Source organism: Palleronia sediminis, assembly GCF_004358695.1.
Classification (GTDB): Bacteria; Pseudomonadota; Alphaproteobacteria; order Rhodobacterales; family Rhodobacteraceae; genus Palleronia; species Palleronia sediminis.
The window spans coordinates 79,638-95,294 of the sequence record NZ_SNAA01000015.1 but is presented as its reverse complement, the minus strand read 5'-3'; the positions used below and the strand labels follow the sequence as shown (position 1 = coordinate 95,294).

At 66.6% G+C, this 15,657-nt stretch carries 18 protein-coding genes, 2 tRNA genes and 2 pseudogenes; 11 read left to right on the top strand and 11 right to left on the bottom strand.

The window, feature by feature from the left end:
* The 5 genes and pseudogenes from E2L08_RS13210 to E2L08_RS13190 all read right to left on the bottom strand — a co-directional run.
* Positions 1 to 78 (bottom strand): annotated as a pseudogene (locus tag E2L08_RS13210) (IS5/IS1182 family transposase); the annotation flags it as partial.
* Between the two features lie 232 nt (positions 79 to 310).
* Positions 311 to 490 carry a hypothetical protein gene (locus E2L08_RS13205; RefSeq protein ID WP_133397559.1) on the bottom strand — a complete coding sequence of 60 codons (180 nt, stop codon included), beginning with the start codon at positions 488 to 490 and terminating at the stop codon, positions 311 to 313.
* 155 nt (positions 491 to 645) lie between these two features.
* Positions 646 to 1,608, bottom strand: coding sequence for a site-specific integrase (locus E2L08_RS13200; protein ID WP_168771151.1), 963 nt, complete (start codon positions 1,606 to 1,608; stop codon positions 646 to 648).
* A gap of 42 nt (positions 1,609 to 1,650) precedes the next feature.
* Entirely contained in the window at positions 1,651 to 2,268 is a 618-nt protein-coding gene (locus E2L08_RS13195; RefSeq protein WP_133397557.1) for a DUF6538 domain-containing protein, read from the bottom strand.
* A gap of 79 nt (positions 2,269 to 2,347) precedes the next feature.
* Positions 2,348 to 2,422, bottom strand: a tRNA-Thr gene (locus E2L08_RS13190).
* Between the two features lie 132 nt (positions 2,423 to 2,554).
* Here E2L08_RS13190 and E2L08_RS17290 point away from each other — a divergent pair.
* The 11 genes from E2L08_RS17290 (at position 2,555) to curA (ending at position 9,701) form a co-directional block, all read left to right on the top strand.
* Positions 2,555 to 2,749 carry a hypothetical protein gene (locus tag E2L08_RS17290; protein ID WP_133397556.1) on the top strand — a complete coding sequence of 65 codons (195 nt, stop codon included), beginning with the start codon at positions 2,555 to 2,557 and terminating at the stop codon, positions 2,747 to 2,749.
* A gap of 4 nt (positions 2,750 to 2,753) precedes the next feature.
* Positions 2,754 to 4,025 (top strand): UDP-N-acetylglucosamine 1-carboxyvinyltransferase, encoded by a 1,272-nt coding sequence (gene murA / locus E2L08_RS13180; protein ID WP_133397555.1) that lies wholly within the window; start codon positions 2,754 to 2,756, stop codon positions 4,023 to 4,025.
* Positions 4,022 to 4,504 carry a DUF2948 family protein gene (locus E2L08_RS13175; protein ID WP_133397554.1) on the top strand — a complete coding sequence of 161 codons (483 nt, stop codon included), beginning with the start codon at positions 4,022 to 4,024 and terminating at the stop codon, positions 4,502 to 4,504. Before murA ends, E2L08_RS13175 begins: the two co-directional genes overlap by 4 nt.
* Positions 4,497 to 5,795 (top strand): histidinol dehydrogenase, encoded by a 1,299-nt coding sequence (hisD, locus tag E2L08_RS13170; RefSeq protein WP_133397553.1) that lies wholly within the window; start codon positions 4,497 to 4,499, stop codon positions 5,793 to 5,795. The genes E2L08_RS13175 and hisD overlap by 8 nt, the downstream gene beginning before the upstream one ends.
* The gene (locus tag E2L08_RS13165; protein WP_168771150.1) at positions 5,792 to 6,253 is read left to right on the top strand and encodes a UPF0262 family protein; all 462 of its coding nucleotides are present in this window, start codon (positions 5,792 to 5,794) and stop codon (positions 6,251 to 6,253) included. The genes hisD and E2L08_RS13165 overlap by 4 nt, the downstream gene beginning before the upstream one ends.
* Before the next feature lie 90 nt (positions 6,254 to 6,343).
* Positions 6,344 to 6,562, top strand: a complete 219-nt coding sequence (gene infA, locus E2L08_RS13160; RefSeq protein ID WP_099828246.1) for a translation initiation factor IF-1 — start codon at positions 6,344 to 6,346, stop codon at positions 6,560 to 6,562.
* A 16-nt stretch (positions 6,563 to 6,578) separates the two neighbouring features.
* On the top strand, positions 6,579 to 7,154 hold the full coding sequence (locus E2L08_RS13155; RefSeq protein ID WP_133397551.1) for a Maf family protein: 576 nt from the start codon (positions 6,579 to 6,581) through the stop codon (positions 7,152 to 7,154).
* Positions 7,151 to 8,191 (top strand): ribonuclease E/G, encoded by a 1,041-nt coding sequence (locus tag E2L08_RS13150; RefSeq protein WP_133397550.1) that lies wholly within the window; start codon positions 7,151 to 7,153, stop codon positions 8,189 to 8,191. Before E2L08_RS13155 ends, E2L08_RS13150 begins: the two co-directional genes overlap by 4 nt.
* Positions 8,188 to 8,355 (top strand): DNA gyrase inhibitor YacG, encoded by a 168-nt coding sequence (locus tag E2L08_RS13145; RefSeq protein ID WP_133397549.1) that lies wholly within the window; start codon positions 8,188 to 8,190, stop codon positions 8,353 to 8,355. Before E2L08_RS13150 ends, E2L08_RS13145 begins: the two co-directional genes overlap by 4 nt.
* Positions 8,356 to 8,448: 93 nt before the next feature.
* Positions 8,449 to 8,523: transfer RNA gene (locus tag E2L08_RS13140), tRNA-Phe, on the top strand.
* 146 nt (positions 8,524 to 8,669) lie between these two features.
* Positions 8,670 to 9,701: an NADPH-dependent curcumin/dihydrocurcumin reductase gene (curA, locus tag E2L08_RS13135; RefSeq protein ID WP_133397548.1), complete on the top strand. Its 1,032-nt coding sequence runs from the start codon at positions 8,670 to 8,672 to the stop codon at positions 9,699 to 9,701.
* Between the two features lie 34 nt (positions 9,702 to 9,735).
* Here curA and E2L08_RS13130 read toward each other — a convergent pair whose 3' ends face one another.
* From E2L08_RS13130 to E2L08_RS13105, 6 genes and pseudogenes are all read right to left on the bottom strand, one after another.
* The gene (locus tag E2L08_RS13130; protein ID WP_133397547.1) at positions 9,736 to 10,443 is read right to left on the bottom strand and encodes a ThuA domain-containing protein; all 708 of its coding nucleotides are present in this window, start codon (positions 10,441 to 10,443) and stop codon (positions 9,736 to 9,738) included.
* Positions 10,440 to 11,285: an NAD(P)-dependent oxidoreductase gene (locus E2L08_RS13125; protein ID WP_133397546.1), complete on the bottom strand. Its 846-nt coding sequence runs from the start codon at positions 11,283 to 11,285 to the stop codon at positions 10,440 to 10,442. Before E2L08_RS13125 ends, E2L08_RS13130 begins: the two co-directional genes overlap by 4 nt.
* Positions 11,282 to 12,802 carry a sugar ABC transporter ATP-binding protein gene (locus E2L08_RS13120; protein ID WP_133397545.1) on the bottom strand — a complete coding sequence of 507 codons (1,521 nt, stop codon included), beginning with the start codon at positions 12,800 to 12,802 and terminating at the stop codon, positions 11,282 to 11,284. Before E2L08_RS13120 ends, E2L08_RS13125 begins: the two co-directional genes overlap by 4 nt.
* Positions 12,799 to 13,779 (bottom strand): ABC transporter permease, encoded by a 981-nt coding sequence (locus E2L08_RS13115; RefSeq protein ID WP_133397544.1) that lies wholly within the window; start codon positions 13,777 to 13,779, stop codon positions 12,799 to 12,801. Before E2L08_RS13115 ends, E2L08_RS13120 begins: the two co-directional genes overlap by 4 nt.
* A 13-nt stretch (positions 13,780 to 13,792) precedes the next feature.
* Positions 13,793 to 14,836 carry an ABC transporter permease gene (locus E2L08_RS13110; RefSeq protein ID WP_133397543.1) on the bottom strand — a complete coding sequence of 348 codons (1,044 nt, stop codon included), beginning with the start codon at positions 14,834 to 14,836 and terminating at the stop codon, positions 13,793 to 13,795.
* Positions 14,833 to 15,644: pseudogene (locus E2L08_RS13105) on the bottom strand (SDR family NAD(P)-dependent oxidoreductase). Before E2L08_RS13105 ends, E2L08_RS13110 begins: the two are co-directional and overlap by 4 nt.
* Positions 15,645 to 15,657: the final 13 nt, after the last annotated feature.

Below are 15,657 nucleotides of genomic sequence, written 5' to 3'. Positions count from 1 at the left end.
TGGCTTCCCGTGCGACTTCGGAAAGAAAGGGGAAAGCTTGGCCATCTGCTCGTCGCTCAGCCAGTAGAGGTCGTCCATGTCACCGCTCCGTTTTTCGGGCCGTGAATCACGCCGAACAGCACCAATCAATGCATCCTGACCCTAGTCCCTAGAGTGCGGGACCGCCCTGTCGTGATTTCTCTATAGGGTGGGGGCAACCCCAGAGGCCCCACAAGCCGCGCACAGTGCGCAAAGCCCATCATCGCTACACCTACAGCCAAAAAGGCGCAGGGCACCCCTACGGCCCCACTATCGCGTCTGACGGCATATCCTAGGCGACGCCCACCCCCAAGCCTTTCCCGCCACGAACATCCCGCCAGCGGTCGAAAGTCAGGCCGATGCCGCGTGTCCATGCCATCTCCCCGACGAAGGGTGTCCTGACGGCCAGCCCAAGGCGGCCGAGGGCGAAGGTGAAGCGCAGGCGACCTGCGCCGATTTGCAATGCGATCATGTCCGTAAGTGTCCCATAAAATGGCCTATGGGACGACTTAAGGTGCCAAAGGGAAATGCTCCAATCACTTGATATTACACCCACAAGTGGGTGCGCGGGAATAGGTAGTCAGGCCGTCTGGTCGCCACGACACCATCGCTTTGCAGTGCCATTGCCTATGCCGAACAATCGTCCTCCGGCCATTCATACCGGGGTAGTTTTTGGACTTCGCGAAAGAGCGTTTGCATCTCCGCTTCCCTGTATGATTTGCCGGAACCGCCGCCCGCAAGGCTGTGGCCCTCGATCATGTCAACGTAGTCCGGGGCGATATCGGCTATAGCGGCAATCCTCTTGAACCGGTGCCGCCAGCCGTGGGTCGGCCATACCCGCTTATCCGTCACACCAGTAGACCGCCTGACCCACTTGGCTACAGCCGCCCCGGCGTTCTCGCATCGCCTGTAGGTTTCCTGTGCCGAGTCGCCGGGTATGGCAAATAGGTGCCCCTCTGGGCGCCCCTTGACGACTGCCAAGAGGCCCATCTCCAATAGATGCGGGTGAAGCGGAACGCACCTAAACTCACCTGTCTTCACCCTGCCCGCTTCGGGCGTGATCTTGATACAGGCGATACCAGCCTCTGTGAAAAAGTCCTGCTTCCGTAGCTGCGCCAGTTCGGTGATCCGCGCCCCGGTATAGGCGCCGATCCACGGCAGCCACCTGACCGCCAGTTTATGCCGCTCTGCCATGCCGCCAAGCGCCGAGGGGTCGCATAGTGCCGTAGTAAGGATTGCCCTGGCCTCATCATCGGTGAAGCCGCGTGATCGTTCCTTGACCTTCCCCCGGCCCCGGACCCGAACGGTTGATGTTGGATCGACCGCAATCGCAAGCCTTTCCACATCGAGCCGGAACACGGTCCTTACAGCCGCCAGATACTTGGTCTTGACAGTTCGCGGGGACAGTTCGCGTTCGTCCCGAAGGTGATCGCACCAGTCGATGATCTGTCGGGCGGTGATCTTTTCCGCATCTTCATGCCCAAGCCACACCTGTAAACTTTCGATCTTTTGACGGTAGTCACCGACCGTCCTTTCCGGTTTATCGTCCCGCCGATGCTCACGCGCCCACAGGCCGAACAGGTCCGTCAAAGACACCCCAGCGCCATCTTTGAACCTCCTGCCTCCCATGGGCTAGGCGGGGAACTCGGGGAATCGTTCGGCCTGTCGGTCTGGTCGGTAGTCCCCAAGCCCCCTGCGTTCCTGCGCGGCAGCGAACATCATGTAAGCCCGGTGCATCGCTTCCAGCAGGAGCGCCCGACTGGTTGCGTCGATGGACAGGCCCCGAGTGTGGAGCAATCTGTTTGCCTCATCTCCGTGCAGGCGCTCCACACCCGCAGGGGTCTCGCCTGCCTCACCCAGAACCGATAGCGCCGCATCCCATCCCTCCGGGTCTCCGGGGCTATCCTGATGCTGCACTGTCTGGCTGCGGTAGTATTCCCCCGCAATAGCCTCGATCTGACGCTGTGTGAGGCTTACCGGGCCTGTGAGGGTCTCCCGTCGCATGAGGCCATAGTGATCCTGCAAAGACGCCGCCGCTTCCCTGTAGCGGCCCTTAGCGGTCCTGCCGTCCTTGGTCCGTAGGGACAACCTAACATGGGTTCCCAGCTTTACCTGATAGGATTGCTCCCCGAACTGGACCGTAACGATCCGCCCTTTGGCCACCCCGAGAACATCAGTCGGAACACGCTCATATACGTAGAAAATCCCGGTATCGGGATGCTTCCATGGTGTCGCCATTTTCAAGCCCATGTATCGCTGCCCTGTATCTAAGTTGGGCAGGCCACGACCCTGATAAGTCAGGATTTTCTATAAATTCAATGGGTAAGGCTGGTGCTGCCGGAGAGATTTGAACTCTCGACCTCTCCCTTACCAAGGGAGTGCTCTACCCCTGAGCTACGGCAGCGTCCGGGCGTGGCGGGTCATTAGACCCTCGGGGCGGGCCGCGCAAGGCCCCCTTCGGCGGTTTTCGTACCCCGCGCGGCGCGGCGCGCGGCTCTGCCTAGACCCCGTGTCGAGGGGCCGTTAAGCACGTCGCATGACACGCGATACCGACAGGGACAAACCGCGCGCCGGCACCGGCCAAAGCCGCGAGGACCGGTTGAAATCCGCGCTGAAGTCGAACATGGCCCGGCGCAAGGCCCAGGCGCGCGCGCGGTCGCGCGCAGGGGATGCGACCGGGGACGGCGCGGCGCCGGGTTCGCGCGATACCCCGCCCAGACAGCAAGGATAGCGGCATGGATTCGATAATCGTCAAGGGCGGGGCCGAGCTGAACGGCGAGATCCCCATCGCCGGGGCCAAGAACGCCTGTCTCACTCTGATGCCGGCCACGCTGCTGACCGATGCGCCGCTGACGCTGACCAACGCGCCGCGCCTGTCCGACATCGCGACGATGACCGAGCTTTTGCGGTCGCTCGGGACCGAGGTCAGCGCGTTGCAGGGCGGGCGCGTCCTGACCATGTCGAGCCACGCGCTGGGCAAGCCGCGGGCCGAATACGATATCGTGCGCAAGATGCGCGCCTCGATCCTCGTGCTGGGGCCGCTGCTGGCGCGCGAGGGCCGGGCCGAGGTGTCGCTGCCGGGGGGCTGCGCGATCGGGGCGCGGCCGGTCGACCTGCACCTTCAGGCATTGTCGGCGCTGGGGGCCGAGCTCGACCTGCGCGACGGCTATGTCCACGCGACCGCCCCGAACGGCGGTCTCAAGGCGGGGCGCATCGCCTTTCCGGTGGTGTCGGTGGGCGCGACCGAGAACGCGCTGATGGCCGCGACGCTCGCGCGCGGCACGACCGTCATCGAGAACGCCGCGCGCGAGCCCGAGATCGCGGATCTCGCGCGGTGCCTCAAGCGGATGGGCGCGCGGATCGAGGGCGAGGGCAGCTCCACCATCGAGATCGAGGGGGTCGATGCGCTCGACGGGGCGACGCACCCGGTCGTGGCCGACCGGATCGAGCTCGGCACCTACATGCTGGCCCCCGCCATCGCCGGCGGCAGCGTCGAATGCCTCGGCGGCAGCATCGCGCTGGTCGAGGCCTTTTGCGAGCGGCTGGACGCGGCCGGCATCTCGGTCGAGGAAACGCCCCGCGGGCTCAAGGTCGCGCGCCGCGGCGACCGGGTGGGGGCGGTCGACGTCGAAACGGCCCCCTTCCCCGGCTTTCCCACCGATCTTCAGGCGCAGATGATGGCGCTTTTGTGCACGGCCGACGGGGTCAGCACCCTGCACGAGACGATTTTCGAGAACCGGTTCATGCACGCGCCCGAACTGACCCGCATGGGCGCACGGATCGACGTTCAAGGCGGCACCGCGCGGGTGACGGGCGTGCCGCGCCTCAAGGGGGCGCAGGTCATGGCCACCGACCTGCGCGCCAGCGTCTCGCTGATCCTGGCCGGGCTCGCCGCCGAGGGCGAGACGCAGGTGAACCGCGTCTATCACCTCGATCGCGGCTACGAGCGGCTCGAGGACAAGCTGCGCGCCGTGGGCGCCAGCGTCGAGCGGGTGCGCGGATCATGAGCGACGCACGGTTCGAGGACGCGCGCGGCGGTCCGCTGCGGCTCAGGGCGCTGGATGCCGAGGACCTTACCCTGATCTCGGGGCTGGTGCAGGACAGCGTCTTTCCGATCACCGAGGCCCGGTACGACCGTGCCCGGCGGCGGTTCGGGCTGCTGCTGAACCGCATACGCCGCGAGGATCGCGCCGTCGCCGAAGGCCGCGCCGTCGAGCGGGTTCGCACGGTTCTGGTCTTTGACGACGTGATGGCGGTGCGCCGCTCCGGGCTCGACCCGGCCGAGCGCGACCTCGTGCTGTCCCTGCTGTCCGTGACCTTCGAGCCGGGCGAGGACGGCACCGGCCGCGTCGTGCTGACGCTCGCGGGCGACGGGGCCATCGCGCTTGAGGTCGAATCGCTCGACTGCACCTTGCGCGACGTGACGCAGCCCTATCGCGCGCCCTCGGGGCGCCTGCCCGACCATAAAGAGGCCGACGATGTTTAGGCTCGCCACCGACGATCCGGGTTTCGAGGAAGCGTTCGCCGCGCTGCTGACGATGAAGCGCGAGGACAGCGTCGATGTCGACGATACCGTGGCCGCGATCATCGCCGATGTGCGGAACCGCGGCGACGCGGCGCTGATCGAGTTGACCGCGCGGTTCGACCGGCTGGACCTCACGCCCGAGCGGCTGGCGTTCGACCGCGACGAGATCGAGGCCGAGATTGCCCGCGTGCCCGCGGACGAGGCCGCGGCGCTGGAACAGGCGGCCGCGCGCATCCGGGCCTATCACGACCGCCAGTTGCCCGAGGATGCCGAATGGACCGACGCGGCCGGGGCGCGGCTGGGCTGGCGCTGGACGGCGGTGGGTGCGGCCGGGCTCTATGTGCCGGGGGGGCTGGCCTCCTACCCGTCATCGGTGCTGATGAACGCGATCCCGGCGCAGGTCGCAGGCGTCGAGCGGCTGGTGATGGTGGTGCCGACCCCCGACGGGCGGGTGAACCCGCTGGTGCTGCTGGCCGCGCGGATCTCGGGGGTCGAGACGATCTATCGCATCGGCGGGGCACAGGCCATCGCGGCGCTGGCCTACGGCACCGAGACCATCGCCCCCGTCGACAAGATCACCGGCCCCGGCAACGCCTATGTCGCCGCCGCCAAGCGCCGCGTCTTTGGCCGGGTGGGCATCGACATGATCGCCGGGCCGTCCGAGATCCTCGTCATCGCGGATGCCGACAACGACCCCGACTGGATCGCGCTCGATCTGCTGAGCCAGGCCGAGCACGACGAAAGCGCGCAATCCATCCTCATCACCACCGATGCGGGTTTCGGAGATGCCGTCGCAAGGGCGGTCGAGGCGCGATTGCAGACGCTCGAGCGGCGCGAGATCGCCGGGCGGGCCTGGCGCGATCACGGCGCCATCGTCACCGTGCGCGACCTGGGCGAGGCCGCGGCGCTGGCCGACCGCATCGCGCCCGAACATCTGGAGCTTTGCGTGGCCGACCCCGATGCGCTGGCCGCCAATATCCGCAATGCGGGCGCGATTTTCCTGGGCCAATGGACCCCCGAGGCCATCGGGGACTATGTCGGCGGGCCGAACCACGTCCTGCCCACCGCGCGCTCGGCGCGGTTCTCCTCGGGGCTGTCGGTGCTCGATTTCATGAAACGCACCACGCTGGCGCGCATGACCCCCGAGGCGCTGCGCGCGGTCGGGCCGGCGGCGGCGACGCTGGCGCGGTCCGAAAGCCTCGAGGCGCACGGATTGTCGGTGCAGGCGCGGCTCGACAAGCTGAACCGTTGAGCGGGCCGCGGCTGATCTCGGTCGCGCTGGCCTCGGCGCCCGAGGTGCCGCCCGAGACCGAACAGGATCGGCGCGTCGCGATCTTCGACCTCGAAGAGCACAACAGCTTTGCCCTTGCCGCCGAGCCGTCGCTGACGCCGCTGCGCCTGACGCTGTCGGCCGACCGCGACGCGGTGACATTCGCGGTCGCGGACGAAAGCGGCACGCCGCGCGCCGCGTTCGCGATCCCCCGCGCGCGCATCGACGCCATGGCGCGCGACTACCGCGACCTTTGCCGCGCCTATGCCAGCGCGGTGAAGTCCCTGCCGCCCGCGCGGATCGCCGCGCTCGACGCCGCGCGGCGCGCCTTGCACGACCGCGCCGGGGCCGATCTGCAAAAACGGCTCGCCGCCCACGCGATCCTCGATCCGCAGACCGCGCGACGGCTCTTTACCCTGATCGCCACGCTCGATCCGTGAGCGCGGCGCCCGCCTATACGGCTTGAAAAGCCGGGCAAGCAGGCCCATATAGCGGCATCCCGCAGTGGGGATGCATAACCAGGATTACACATGGCCAAGGAAGAACTGCTCGAATTTCCCGGCGTCGTGAAGGAACTCCTGCCGAATGCGACGTTCAAGGTCGAGCTGGAAAACGGCCATGAAATCATCGCGCATACGGCGGGCAAGATGCGCAAGAACCGCATCCGCGTTCTGGCCGGCGACAAGGTACAGGTCGAAATGACCCCCTATGATCTGACCAAAGGGCGGATCAATTACCGCTTCAAGTAAGGCCGCGGCCCGGCCCGTGCGGCTGATCCTCGGCTCGGGCTCGCCGCGTCGGCGCGAGCTATTGGCGCAGATCGGGCTCGTCCCCGACGAGATCCGCGCGCCCGATATCGACGAGACGCCCCGCCCCGGCGAATTGCCCCGCCCCTATTGCGCGCGCATGGCGGCGGCCAAGGCCGACGCGCTGGCGCCCGGCGCGGACGAGATCGTGATCGCCGCCGATACCACGGTCGCGCTCGGGCGACGCATCCTCGGCAAGCCGCGGGACGCGGACGAGGCGCGCGCCTTTCTCGCAGCGCTGTCGGGGCGGCGCCATCGCGTTCACACCTCGGTCGCCCTTCGCAGCGCCGCGGGGCGCTGGCAGCGCGATGTCGAGACGGCGGTCAAGCTCAAGCGTCTCTCCAGCGTCGAGATCGAGGGCTATATCGCCACCGGCGACTGGCGCGGAAAGGCCGGGGGCTATGCCATTCAGGGGCCTGCCGCGGCCTTCGTGTCGTGGATCCAGGGCTCGCATTCGGCGGTGGTGGGCCTGCCGCTCCACGAGACGGCGCAGCTTTTGCACGCGGCGGGCTGGCCCTTGTGGGAGGTCGCATGAAAGGCCGCACGATCCATCTCGATCACCTCAACGGGCGTCCGGCCGCGGCGCTGATGGTCGACGGGCGGCTCGATGACCTGCTGGTGCCCGCCCCGGACGACCGCCCCGTTCCGGGCGCGATCTACCGCGCCGTCGTCGACCGCCAGATGAAGGGACAGGGCGGCGTCACCCTGCGCCTGCCCGAGGGCCGCGCCTTTCTGCGCAACGCCCGCGGCCTGTCGGAAGGCGCGCGGCTGCTGGTGCAGGTCACAGGCTATGCCGAGGACGGCAAGGCCGTGCCCGTCACCGCCGAGCCGCTGTTCAAGTCGCGCCACGTCATCGTCACCCCCGGCAAGCCCGGCTACAACGTCTCGCGCCGGGTGCGCGACGAGGATCGCGCCGAGGCGCTGCTGGCCATCGCGCATGACGTGGCCGGGGCGCCGGGCGATCTGGGGCTGATCCTGCGCTCGGCCGCCGAGACCGCGCCCGATGACGAGGTGGCCGAGGACATCGCTGCGATGCTCGATCTGGCCGCGCGCGTGGCCGACGATACCGGCGCCGCGCCCGAGCTGCTTTTCGACGGCCCCGACCCCCATATGCTGGCCTGGCGCGACTGGGACACGCCCGACGCGATCTTTACCGATACCGGCAATTTCGCGGTTCATGGCATCCTCGACGCCATCGACGCGCTGCACCGACCGCGCGTCGATCTGGCCGGCGGCGCGTGGATGGCGATCGAGCCGACCCGCGCCATGGTCGCGATCGACGTGAATACCGGCGCCGACACGTCGCTGGCGGCGGGGTTCAAGGCCAATATCGCCTGCGCCCGCGCCCTGCCGGCCCAACTTCGCGCCCGCGGTCTCGGCGGGCAGATCACGCTCGATCTCGCGCCCATGCCAAAGAAGGACCGCCGCCAGTACGAACAGATCCTGCGCGCGGCGTTTCGCGCCGATCCGGTGGCCACGACGCTGGCCGGCTGGACGCCGCTGGGCTGTTTCGAGCTGACGCGCAAGCGCGACCGTCTGCCCCTGTCCCTGAGCCTGGAGGCGCATCCGTGACCTGCCCGATCTGCGCCCGGCCGGCCGACCCGAATTACCGCCCGTTCTGCTCGCGTCGCTGCGCCGATATCGACCTCGGGCGGTGGCTGACGGGCGGCTATGCGGTGCCCGCCGAAGACGAGGACTGGTCCGAGGACAGCACCGAACCCCCGCCCCGCCAATAGCGTGATTTTTCCCCCGCGGCCCTCTGGACTTGGCCCTGTCCCGCGTCTAATACACGCCCACCCGGACGGGCAGCACACGCCCCGTCCTCCCGTGCCTGGGTAGCTCAGGGGTAGAGCAGTGGATTGAAAATCCTCGTGTCGGTGGTTCGATTCCGCCCCCGGGCACCATTTCCTCCAAGCCCGCAGCACCCCGCCCGATCATGTCTTTGCGTCTCTGCGGCCGCGGACGGACCCGAGCGCGTGCGCGGGCATTGCTGTCGTGACGGATGCAACATGCTCGGCCCGCGGATCTGACAGGGCTGGAAAGGCACGACATGACACAGACCTCTTCGAAAAACCGCCGTTTCGTCCTGGCCGAGCGGCCTCGGGGCGTGCCGGACGACAACACCCTGCGTCTCAAGACGGTTGATATCCCCGAGCCCGGCGCGGGGCAGATGCTGCTGCGCAACGTCTATCTCTCGCTTGATCCCTACATGCGAGGCCGGATGAGCGATGCGCCCTCCTATGCCGAGCCGGTGAACCTCGGCGAGGTCATGGTCGGGGGCACCGTAGCCAAGGTCGTCCGCTCGGACGTCGACGGGTTCGCGCCCGGCGATTGGGTCTCGGCCTTCGGCGGATGGCAGGATTACGCGCTGTCGGATGGCGCGGGCGTCATCAACATGGGCAAGTCGCCCGAGAACCCCTCCTGGGCGCTCGGCGTTCTGGGGATGCCGGGGCTCACCGCGTGGTCGGGGCTGACCCAGATCGGGCAGCCCGAGGCGGGCGAGACGGTCGTCGTCGCGGGGGCGAGCGGCCCGGTGGGCGCGACGGTGGGCCAGATCGGCAAGATCCTCGGATGCCATGTCGTGGGCATTGCCGGCGGTCCCGAGAAATGCGCCCATGTGACCGAGACGCTCGGGTTCGACGCCTGCATCGACTACAAGGCCGAGCGGTTTCCCGATGCGCTCAAGGCCGCCGTGCCCGATGGCATCGACATCTATTTCGAGAATGTGGGCGGGGCGGTCTTCGACGCGGTGATGCCCTGCCTAAATACCTTGGCGCGCATTCCGGTCTGCGGCCTGATCTCGCAATACAACGCCACCTCGCTGCCCAAAGGCCCGGACCGGCTGAGCCTGCTGATGGGCATGATCCTGCGCAAGCGCATGACGCTGAGGGGGTTCATCGTCTTTGACGATTTCGGCCATCTCTACCCCGATTTCGCCCGCCAGATGGGCGACTGGGTCAAGCAGGGGCGCATCCACTACCGCGAAGAGATGATCGACGGTCTGGAACGCGCCCCCGAAGCCTTCGTCGGGCTGCTCGAAGGCCGGGCCTTCGGCAAACGCGTGATCCGGCTCGACGCCTGACGGCGCGGGCGGCCGCGCCGCGCGGGGATGCGGGCTAGGGCTCTTTGCGCGCGGCCCAGATCAGCCCGCGGCGCACGATCTCGGTGATCTGGGGCACCTTGAGATCGTCGAGCGCATGGCCGACCGAACAGTAGAAGACCCGCCCCTTGTCCCAGCGCCGTGTCCAGACCACCGGGATGACCGAGCCCTCGATCCACGGAATGTGCTCGCCCGAAAAGGTGGTCGTCGCGAGAACCTCGTTGGAGGGATCGACGAGCATGTAATACTGTTCGGAGTGCAGGCTGAAACTGTCGATCCCCTTCATGATGGGGTGATCGGGCGCGGTGACGGTCACGTCGTGATCGATATAGTCGTCGGTAGGCACAGGGTTGTCGGGCCAACCGGGCGGATGGGCGACGAACTGTCCGCCGATGAGAAAATGGTAGGTCGGCCGGTCGCGGAAGGCATCCCCCATATGGCCGTGCCATCCCCCGATGCCGCAGCCACCGGCGATAAGGTCGAGCATTCCGTCCTCTTCGTCCTTCGTCATGTTTCCGAATTCGGGGCGGTGTGCAGAGCGCGCCGAGGACCAGATCGGCACGATCAGGTCGGTGTCCCGCATCCCGTCGGGATCGGCGAGCGGCGCAAGCGTGTCGTGGATCGTGACCTCGGCCCCTTCGGCCTCCAGCAGATCGCGGCACCAATGGGCGAATGCGCTGGGATCGTGACCCTCCCACCCTCCGGCAAACAATACGGCTTTCATCTTTCACCTCGTTCATGCGGGACGATTGCAGCCATGTCGCGATCTCCGAACCCGTGGGATTCAGCCTCGGCAAGACGATGGCGGTTCACTTGGGCCTGCGGCATGGCGACGCCCAGTCGGTCTGCCAGCGCGGTCGCGATATCGAGATCCTTGCGAGCGAGACTGAGCGCAAAGGTCACGTCATGTGCGGTTTCGTCAAGATAGAGCCCGCGCCGATAGCCCAGCATCGGTGCACCCGCCGCCGACCCGGCGATCACGTCAAAGGCACGTTCGCGGTCGAGCCCGGCGGCATCGGTCAGCGCCAGCGCCTCGGCCAGGGTCTGGTTCATGGCGTGGATCAGCATGTTGACGGCAAGCTTCATCACCGCCGCCTGGCCCTGCCCGCCCATCACGTCGATCTTGTCGCCCATCGCGTCGAGCACAGGGCGCAGCGGGGCGATCTCGTCCTCATTGGCACCCACCATGATCTTGAGCGTGCCCGTCTCGGCCTGCGGGGTCGAGCCCGATACCGGCGCGTCGATCACCTGCGCATCCGTCGCGCGGGCGAGCGCGGCGATATGGTCGGGCGATACGGTTCCCATCTCGAGAAAGACACTCGCGCCGCCGGCGAACAGGCCGTCGGGCCCGAAATGCACCGTTTCGGATGCCGCGTCGTCGGCCAGCATCGTCACGATCACATCGGCGCTGTCCGACAGGGCGCGGGGGCTGTCCGCGACCGCTACGCCGAGGCCCACGGCCTTGTCTGGCGACCGGTTCCAGAGCGTTACCTCGAACGCCGCGGCGATCAGATTGGCCGCCATAGGACGCCCCATGCGCCCCAGCCCTGCGAAACCCAGCTTCATGCCGCGTGCTCTCCTATCCCCGAGATTGCCTGGATCAGATCGTCCTCGGTTACGACGTCGCGCTCAAACACGGTTACGAGCCGACCCTCGTGCATCGCCGCGATCCGGTCCGAGACGCGCAGCACCTCGGGCATTTCAGACGAGATGACGATGACGGCGAGTCCCGAGGCCGCGAGTTCGCGTATCAGGTTGTGGATCTCGGATTTGGAGCCGACATCGATCCCGCGGGTCGGCTCGTCCACGATCAGAACCCGCGGGGCCATGGACAGCCATTTGCCGATGACGATCTTTTGCTGATTGCCGCCTGAGAGGTTCTTGACCATGGTGCGCCAGCTCGGCGCCTTGATCTCGAGCCGCGCCTGGTACTTGTCGTAGATCTCGACCTCGCGCGCGCCCGAGATGAAGGGGCCCGAGGTCATCCGGTCGATCTGCGGCAATGTGATGTTGTCGCGGCAATTCATGCCAAGCACGAGCCCTTGTTCCTTGCGGCTTTCGGGCACGAGGCTGAGCCCGCGGGCGATGGCCTCGGCGGGCGAGCCGATGCGAACGGCCTCGCCGTCGAGATGGACCGTCCCGGCCGAGGGACGGCGTAGCCCGAACAGGGTTTCGGCGATCTCGGTCCGGCCGGCGCCGATCAGCCCGTAGAAGCCCAGTACTTCGCCCGCGCGCAGCTCAAAGCTCACGTCCCGGAACAGCTTGCCGCAGGACAGGTCCCGCACGGCAAGGCGGACCTCGCCGGGCGCGACACGGGCATCGCTCGTTCGGCTGAGGTCGAGTGAACGGCCGATCATGGCGCGCGTGACCTCGTCCTCGTCGGTTTCGGCGGTGACGAGAGTGCCGCGATAAGATCCGTCGCGCAGGATCGAGATACGGTCGGAGATCCTGAAGATTTCCTCCATCCGGTGCGAGATATAGACGATTCCGACACCTCGCTCCTGCAGATCGCCGATGATGTCGAACAAAACCGTCTTTTCGGCATCGGTCAGTGACGCGGTCGGTTCGTCGAACACGACGACCTTGGCGTCATGGGTCAGGGCGCGGGCGATCTCGACCATCTGCTTTTTCGCGATGGACAGGCGATTGACCTTGGTGCGCGGTCCGAAATCGACGTTCAGCGTCTCGAGGATGTCGCCTACTCGCCGGTTGAGCACTTTCCAATCGACAAAGCCGAAGCGCGAACGCGGGAGTTCGCCCAGAAAGATGTTCTCGGCCACCGTCATCTCTTCGGCGAGGCTGAGTTCCTGGTGCACGAGGATGACGCCCTGTTCCTTGGCGGCGATAGGCGTGGGCAGGACGCAGCGCAGCCCATCGATATGGATGCGCCCGCCATCGGGCTGATACATGCCGGCGAGAACCTTCATCAGGGTGGATTTCCCGGCCCCGTTCTCGCCCATGAGGGCATGGACCTCTCCGCGGCGCAGTTCGAAATCCACCCCGTCAAGCGCCCGGACCCCAGGAAAAGTCTTCACGATCTTCTCGAGGCGCAGGATCGTGCCCGCCGCGGCCGTGTCGGTCATAGCCGGATCTCCTCGTCGCCCTGGCGGTTCAGTTGCTTGTCGAGGAACAGCACGAAGATCAGGATCGTGCCCAGCACGAGCAGCACGTAGAAGGCCGGCACGCCGATCAGGTTCATGCCGTTGCGCAGCATCCCGATAGCCAGCACCCCACCGAAAGTTCCGATGATGGACCCCGCCCCGCCGGTCAGCTTGGTTCCACCCAGAACGACGGCGGTAATCACCCAAAGCTCGAACTCGCGCCCGAGGTTGGGCGTCGCGGCCCCCATCTGCGTCGAGAGGGTGATGCCGGCCAGCGCCGCAAAGAACCCGACGATGACGAAATTGACGACCATATGCGGCCCGACGCGAATGCCGGCATTCACCGCCGCCTCGCGGTTGTCGCCCACGGCATAGGTATTCGAGCCGTGAACCGTACGGCTGAGCAGGATATGGGTGGCGACCGTGAACACTAGGAACACGATGGCCAGGGTCGGCACGCCCAGCACGCTGGAATAGTCGAAATCGGAATAGGTGAAGTTCGTCGCGAAGAACGACTGTTCCTGCGTGTAGACAAAGACGAGACCGCGAATGCCCAGCATCGCGCCCAGCGTGACGATGAAGGCGTCGACCCCGGTCTTCCACACGATGAACCCGTTGAGCGCACCGATGGCGACGCCGGTTAGCAGGCGCAGCAGGACCGCGGGCAGGATCTGCCAGTTGCCCCAGTCGGCAAAGACCGCCCAGCCCATCGCATCCACCGTCACCGAGGCCGCCAGCGCCAGCGTCGCCCCGACGCTGAGGTCGATGTTGCCGTTGATCATCACCAGCGTCATGCCCAGCGCGATCAGCCCGATGGTCGAGGTCTGGACGAGGATGTTGCGGAAATTGGCAATGTCGAAGAACCGGTCCGTCGACAGGGAGAAGAACACGAAGATGATGGCGACGAACACCCAGATCGGGTTGCGGATCAGCCAGCCGAGAGGGCCCGATTTGGTCATGTCAGCCTCGTTGTCATGCGATTGGTGAAAAGAGCCGGCCGCGCTTGCCCGCGATATCCAGCCAAACGGCGAGGATGATGACGAACCATGTGACGATCCACTGCGTGTAATAGGGATAGCTCAGCAACAGCAGGCCGTTCTGGATGAAGCCCAGGATCAGCACGCCGATCACCGTCTCGAAGATCGACCCCGATCCGCCCAGCAGCGAGGTGCCGCCGAGGATCACGCCAGCCAGCACGAGCAGCTCATAGCCCTGCCCCACGTTGTTCTGACTTCCCATGACGCGGCTGCCGAGGATGATCGCGGCGACCCCCACACAGAAGGACGAGATGACATAGGTCGAGAACACCACCCTGCCCCGCCGGATGCCCGAGAACACCGCCGCGGTCGGGTTGCCGCCCACCGCATAGACGCGCCGCCCGAAGGCGGTATAGGCGACGATGCAATGCAGGATCACGGCCAGAAGGCCGAATAGGATGATGGGCATGTCGAGCCCGGCGATATCGCCGCGGCCGAACACCTTGAACCACGTGGTGTCCTGGCTCGACGGGTCGATATCGACGTTCTTGCCGCCCGAATAGATGAGTGTCAGACCTTGGATCGCCGAAAGCATCCCCAGCGTGACGATCAGCGAGTTGAGCCGGAGGATGCCGACGAGGAACCCGTTGACGCATCCCAGCGCCAGAACCGCCGCCATCATGACGGCGATCCCCGGTGCCGCGCCGATCTTGTCGTGCAGATCGACCACCATCACGGTGCCGAAGCTCAGCATCGAGCCCACCGACAGGTCGAGATTGCCCGAGATCACCACCACCGTCACACCCAGCGCCATGACCCCGATGATGGCCGAGGACCGCAGGACGGACTCCATGTTCTCGAGGCTCAGGAACCGCTCGGAAAAAAGGCCGAAGCCCAGCATGAAGAGCCCGAAGGCGATCAGGATGCCCTGCGATGACAGGATCTGCACCAGCGTCCGGTTGGTATCGGGGCCCGGCGCGCTCTCATCGGCCTCCTTCGGCTTGCCGCTGGCCGCGGTTTCGGTTTCGACCCGGCTCATACCAAGGTCATCCCGCCGTCGATCATCACGATCTGCCCGGTCATGTAGTCGCTGTCGGCACTAGCAAGGAAGGTCGTGGTGCCGGTGATGTCGCGGGGATTCGCGACACGGCCCTTGAGGATACCGGCGGCGAACTCTTCCATCGCCTGGCCGGGCCGTTCGGCCGCGCCGATGGCCATGAGGTCGCGATCGACCTCCTCCCACATCTCGGTCGCGACGACACCGGGGGCAAAGCCCGTGACGGTTATGCCGTGCTTGGCAAGGTCGCGCGCCCCGATTGGGTAAGCGACACGACCGCGAATTTCGAGGCGCAATAGGGCGCCACGTTGTCGAAACCCTGGCGCGACGCGATGGAGGCGGTGTTGACGATCTTGCCCGCCGTTCCGTCCGGGCCGCGGCCCTGCGCGATCATCTGGCGCGCGGCCTCCTGCATCCCGATCAGGCAGCCCAGACCGTTCACCCCCATGATGAAGGACCAGTTCTCTTCGGTGACGTCGAGAAAGTTCATCGGCTTGTTCACGCCGGCATTGTTGAACATTACGTCGAGCCGGCCGAACCGTTCGACCGTGGCGGCGATGGCGGCGCGCGTCTGCACCCGGTCGCGCACGTCGAGCGCGGCGGCCATGGCGCGTCCGCCGTCGCCATTGAGGCGCGTATTCGCGGCCCCGGCGACCTGTGCGACCTTGTCGAAATCGAGATCGGCGAAACAGACCGCGGCGCCCTCGTCGAGAAGAGCCTCGCCTATGGCGCGGCCGATGCCCTGCGCGGCGCCCGTCACCAGGCAAACCCGTCCCGTCACGCGTCCCATGGACGACCCTCCA

What these genes read in the sequence shown, in the direction of transcription:
- E2L08_RS13205 (WP_133397559.1), bottom strand. Translation starts at nt 490, where the DNA reads ATGATCGCATTGCAAATCGGCGCAGGTCGCCTGCGCTTCACCTTCGCC.
- E2L08_RS13195 (WP_133397557.1), bottom strand. Translation starts at nt 2,268, where the DNA reads ATGGGCTTGAAAATGGCGACACCATGGAAGCATCCCGATACCGGGATT.
- E2L08_RS17290 (WP_133397556.1), top strand. Translation starts at nt 2,555, where the DNA reads ATGACACGCGATACCGACAGGGACAAACCGCGCGCCGGCACCGGCCAA.
- murA (WP_133397555.1), top strand. Translation starts at nt 2,754, where the DNA reads ATGGATTCGATAATCGTCAAGGGCGGGGCCGAGCTGAACGGCGAGATC.
- E2L08_RS13175 (WP_133397554.1), top strand. Translation starts at nt 4,022, where the DNA reads ATGAGCGACGCACGGTTCGAGGACGCGCGCGGCGGTCCGCTGCGGCTC.
- hisD (WP_133397553.1), top strand. Translation starts at nt 4,497, where the DNA reads ATGTTTAGGCTCGCCACCGACGATCCGGGTTTCGAGGAAGCGTTCGCC.
- infA (WP_099828246.1), top strand. Translation starts at nt 6,344, where the DNA reads ATGGCCAAGGAAGAACTGCTCGAATTTCCCGGCGTCGTGAAGGAACTC.
- E2L08_RS13150 (WP_133397550.1), top strand. Translation starts at nt 7,151, where the DNA reads ATGAAAGGCCGCACGATCCATCTCGATCACCTCAACGGGCGTCCGGCC.
- curA (WP_133397548.1), top strand. Translation starts at nt 8,670, where the DNA reads ATGACACAGACCTCTTCGAAAAACCGCCGTTTCGTCCTGGCCGAGCGG.
- E2L08_RS13130 (WP_133397547.1), bottom strand. Translation starts at nt 10,443, where the DNA reads ATGAAAGCCGTATTGTTTGCCGGAGGGTGGGAGGGTCACGATCCCAGC.
- E2L08_RS13125 (WP_133397546.1), bottom strand. Translation starts at nt 11,285, where the DNA reads ATGAAGCTGGGTTTCGCAGGGCTGGGGCGCATGGGGCGTCCTATGGCG.
- E2L08_RS13120 (WP_133397545.1), bottom strand. Translation starts at nt 12,802, where the DNA reads ATGACCGACACGGCCGCGGCGGGCACGATCCTGCGCCTCGAGAAGATC.
- E2L08_RS13115 (WP_133397544.1), bottom strand. Translation starts at nt 13,779, where the DNA reads ATGACCAAATCGGGCCCTCTCGGCTGGCTGATCCGCAACCCGATCTGG.
- E2L08_RS13110 (WP_133397543.1), bottom strand. Translation starts at nt 14,836, where the DNA reads ATGAGCCGGGTCGAAACCGAAACCGCGGCCAGCGGCAAGCCGAAGGAG.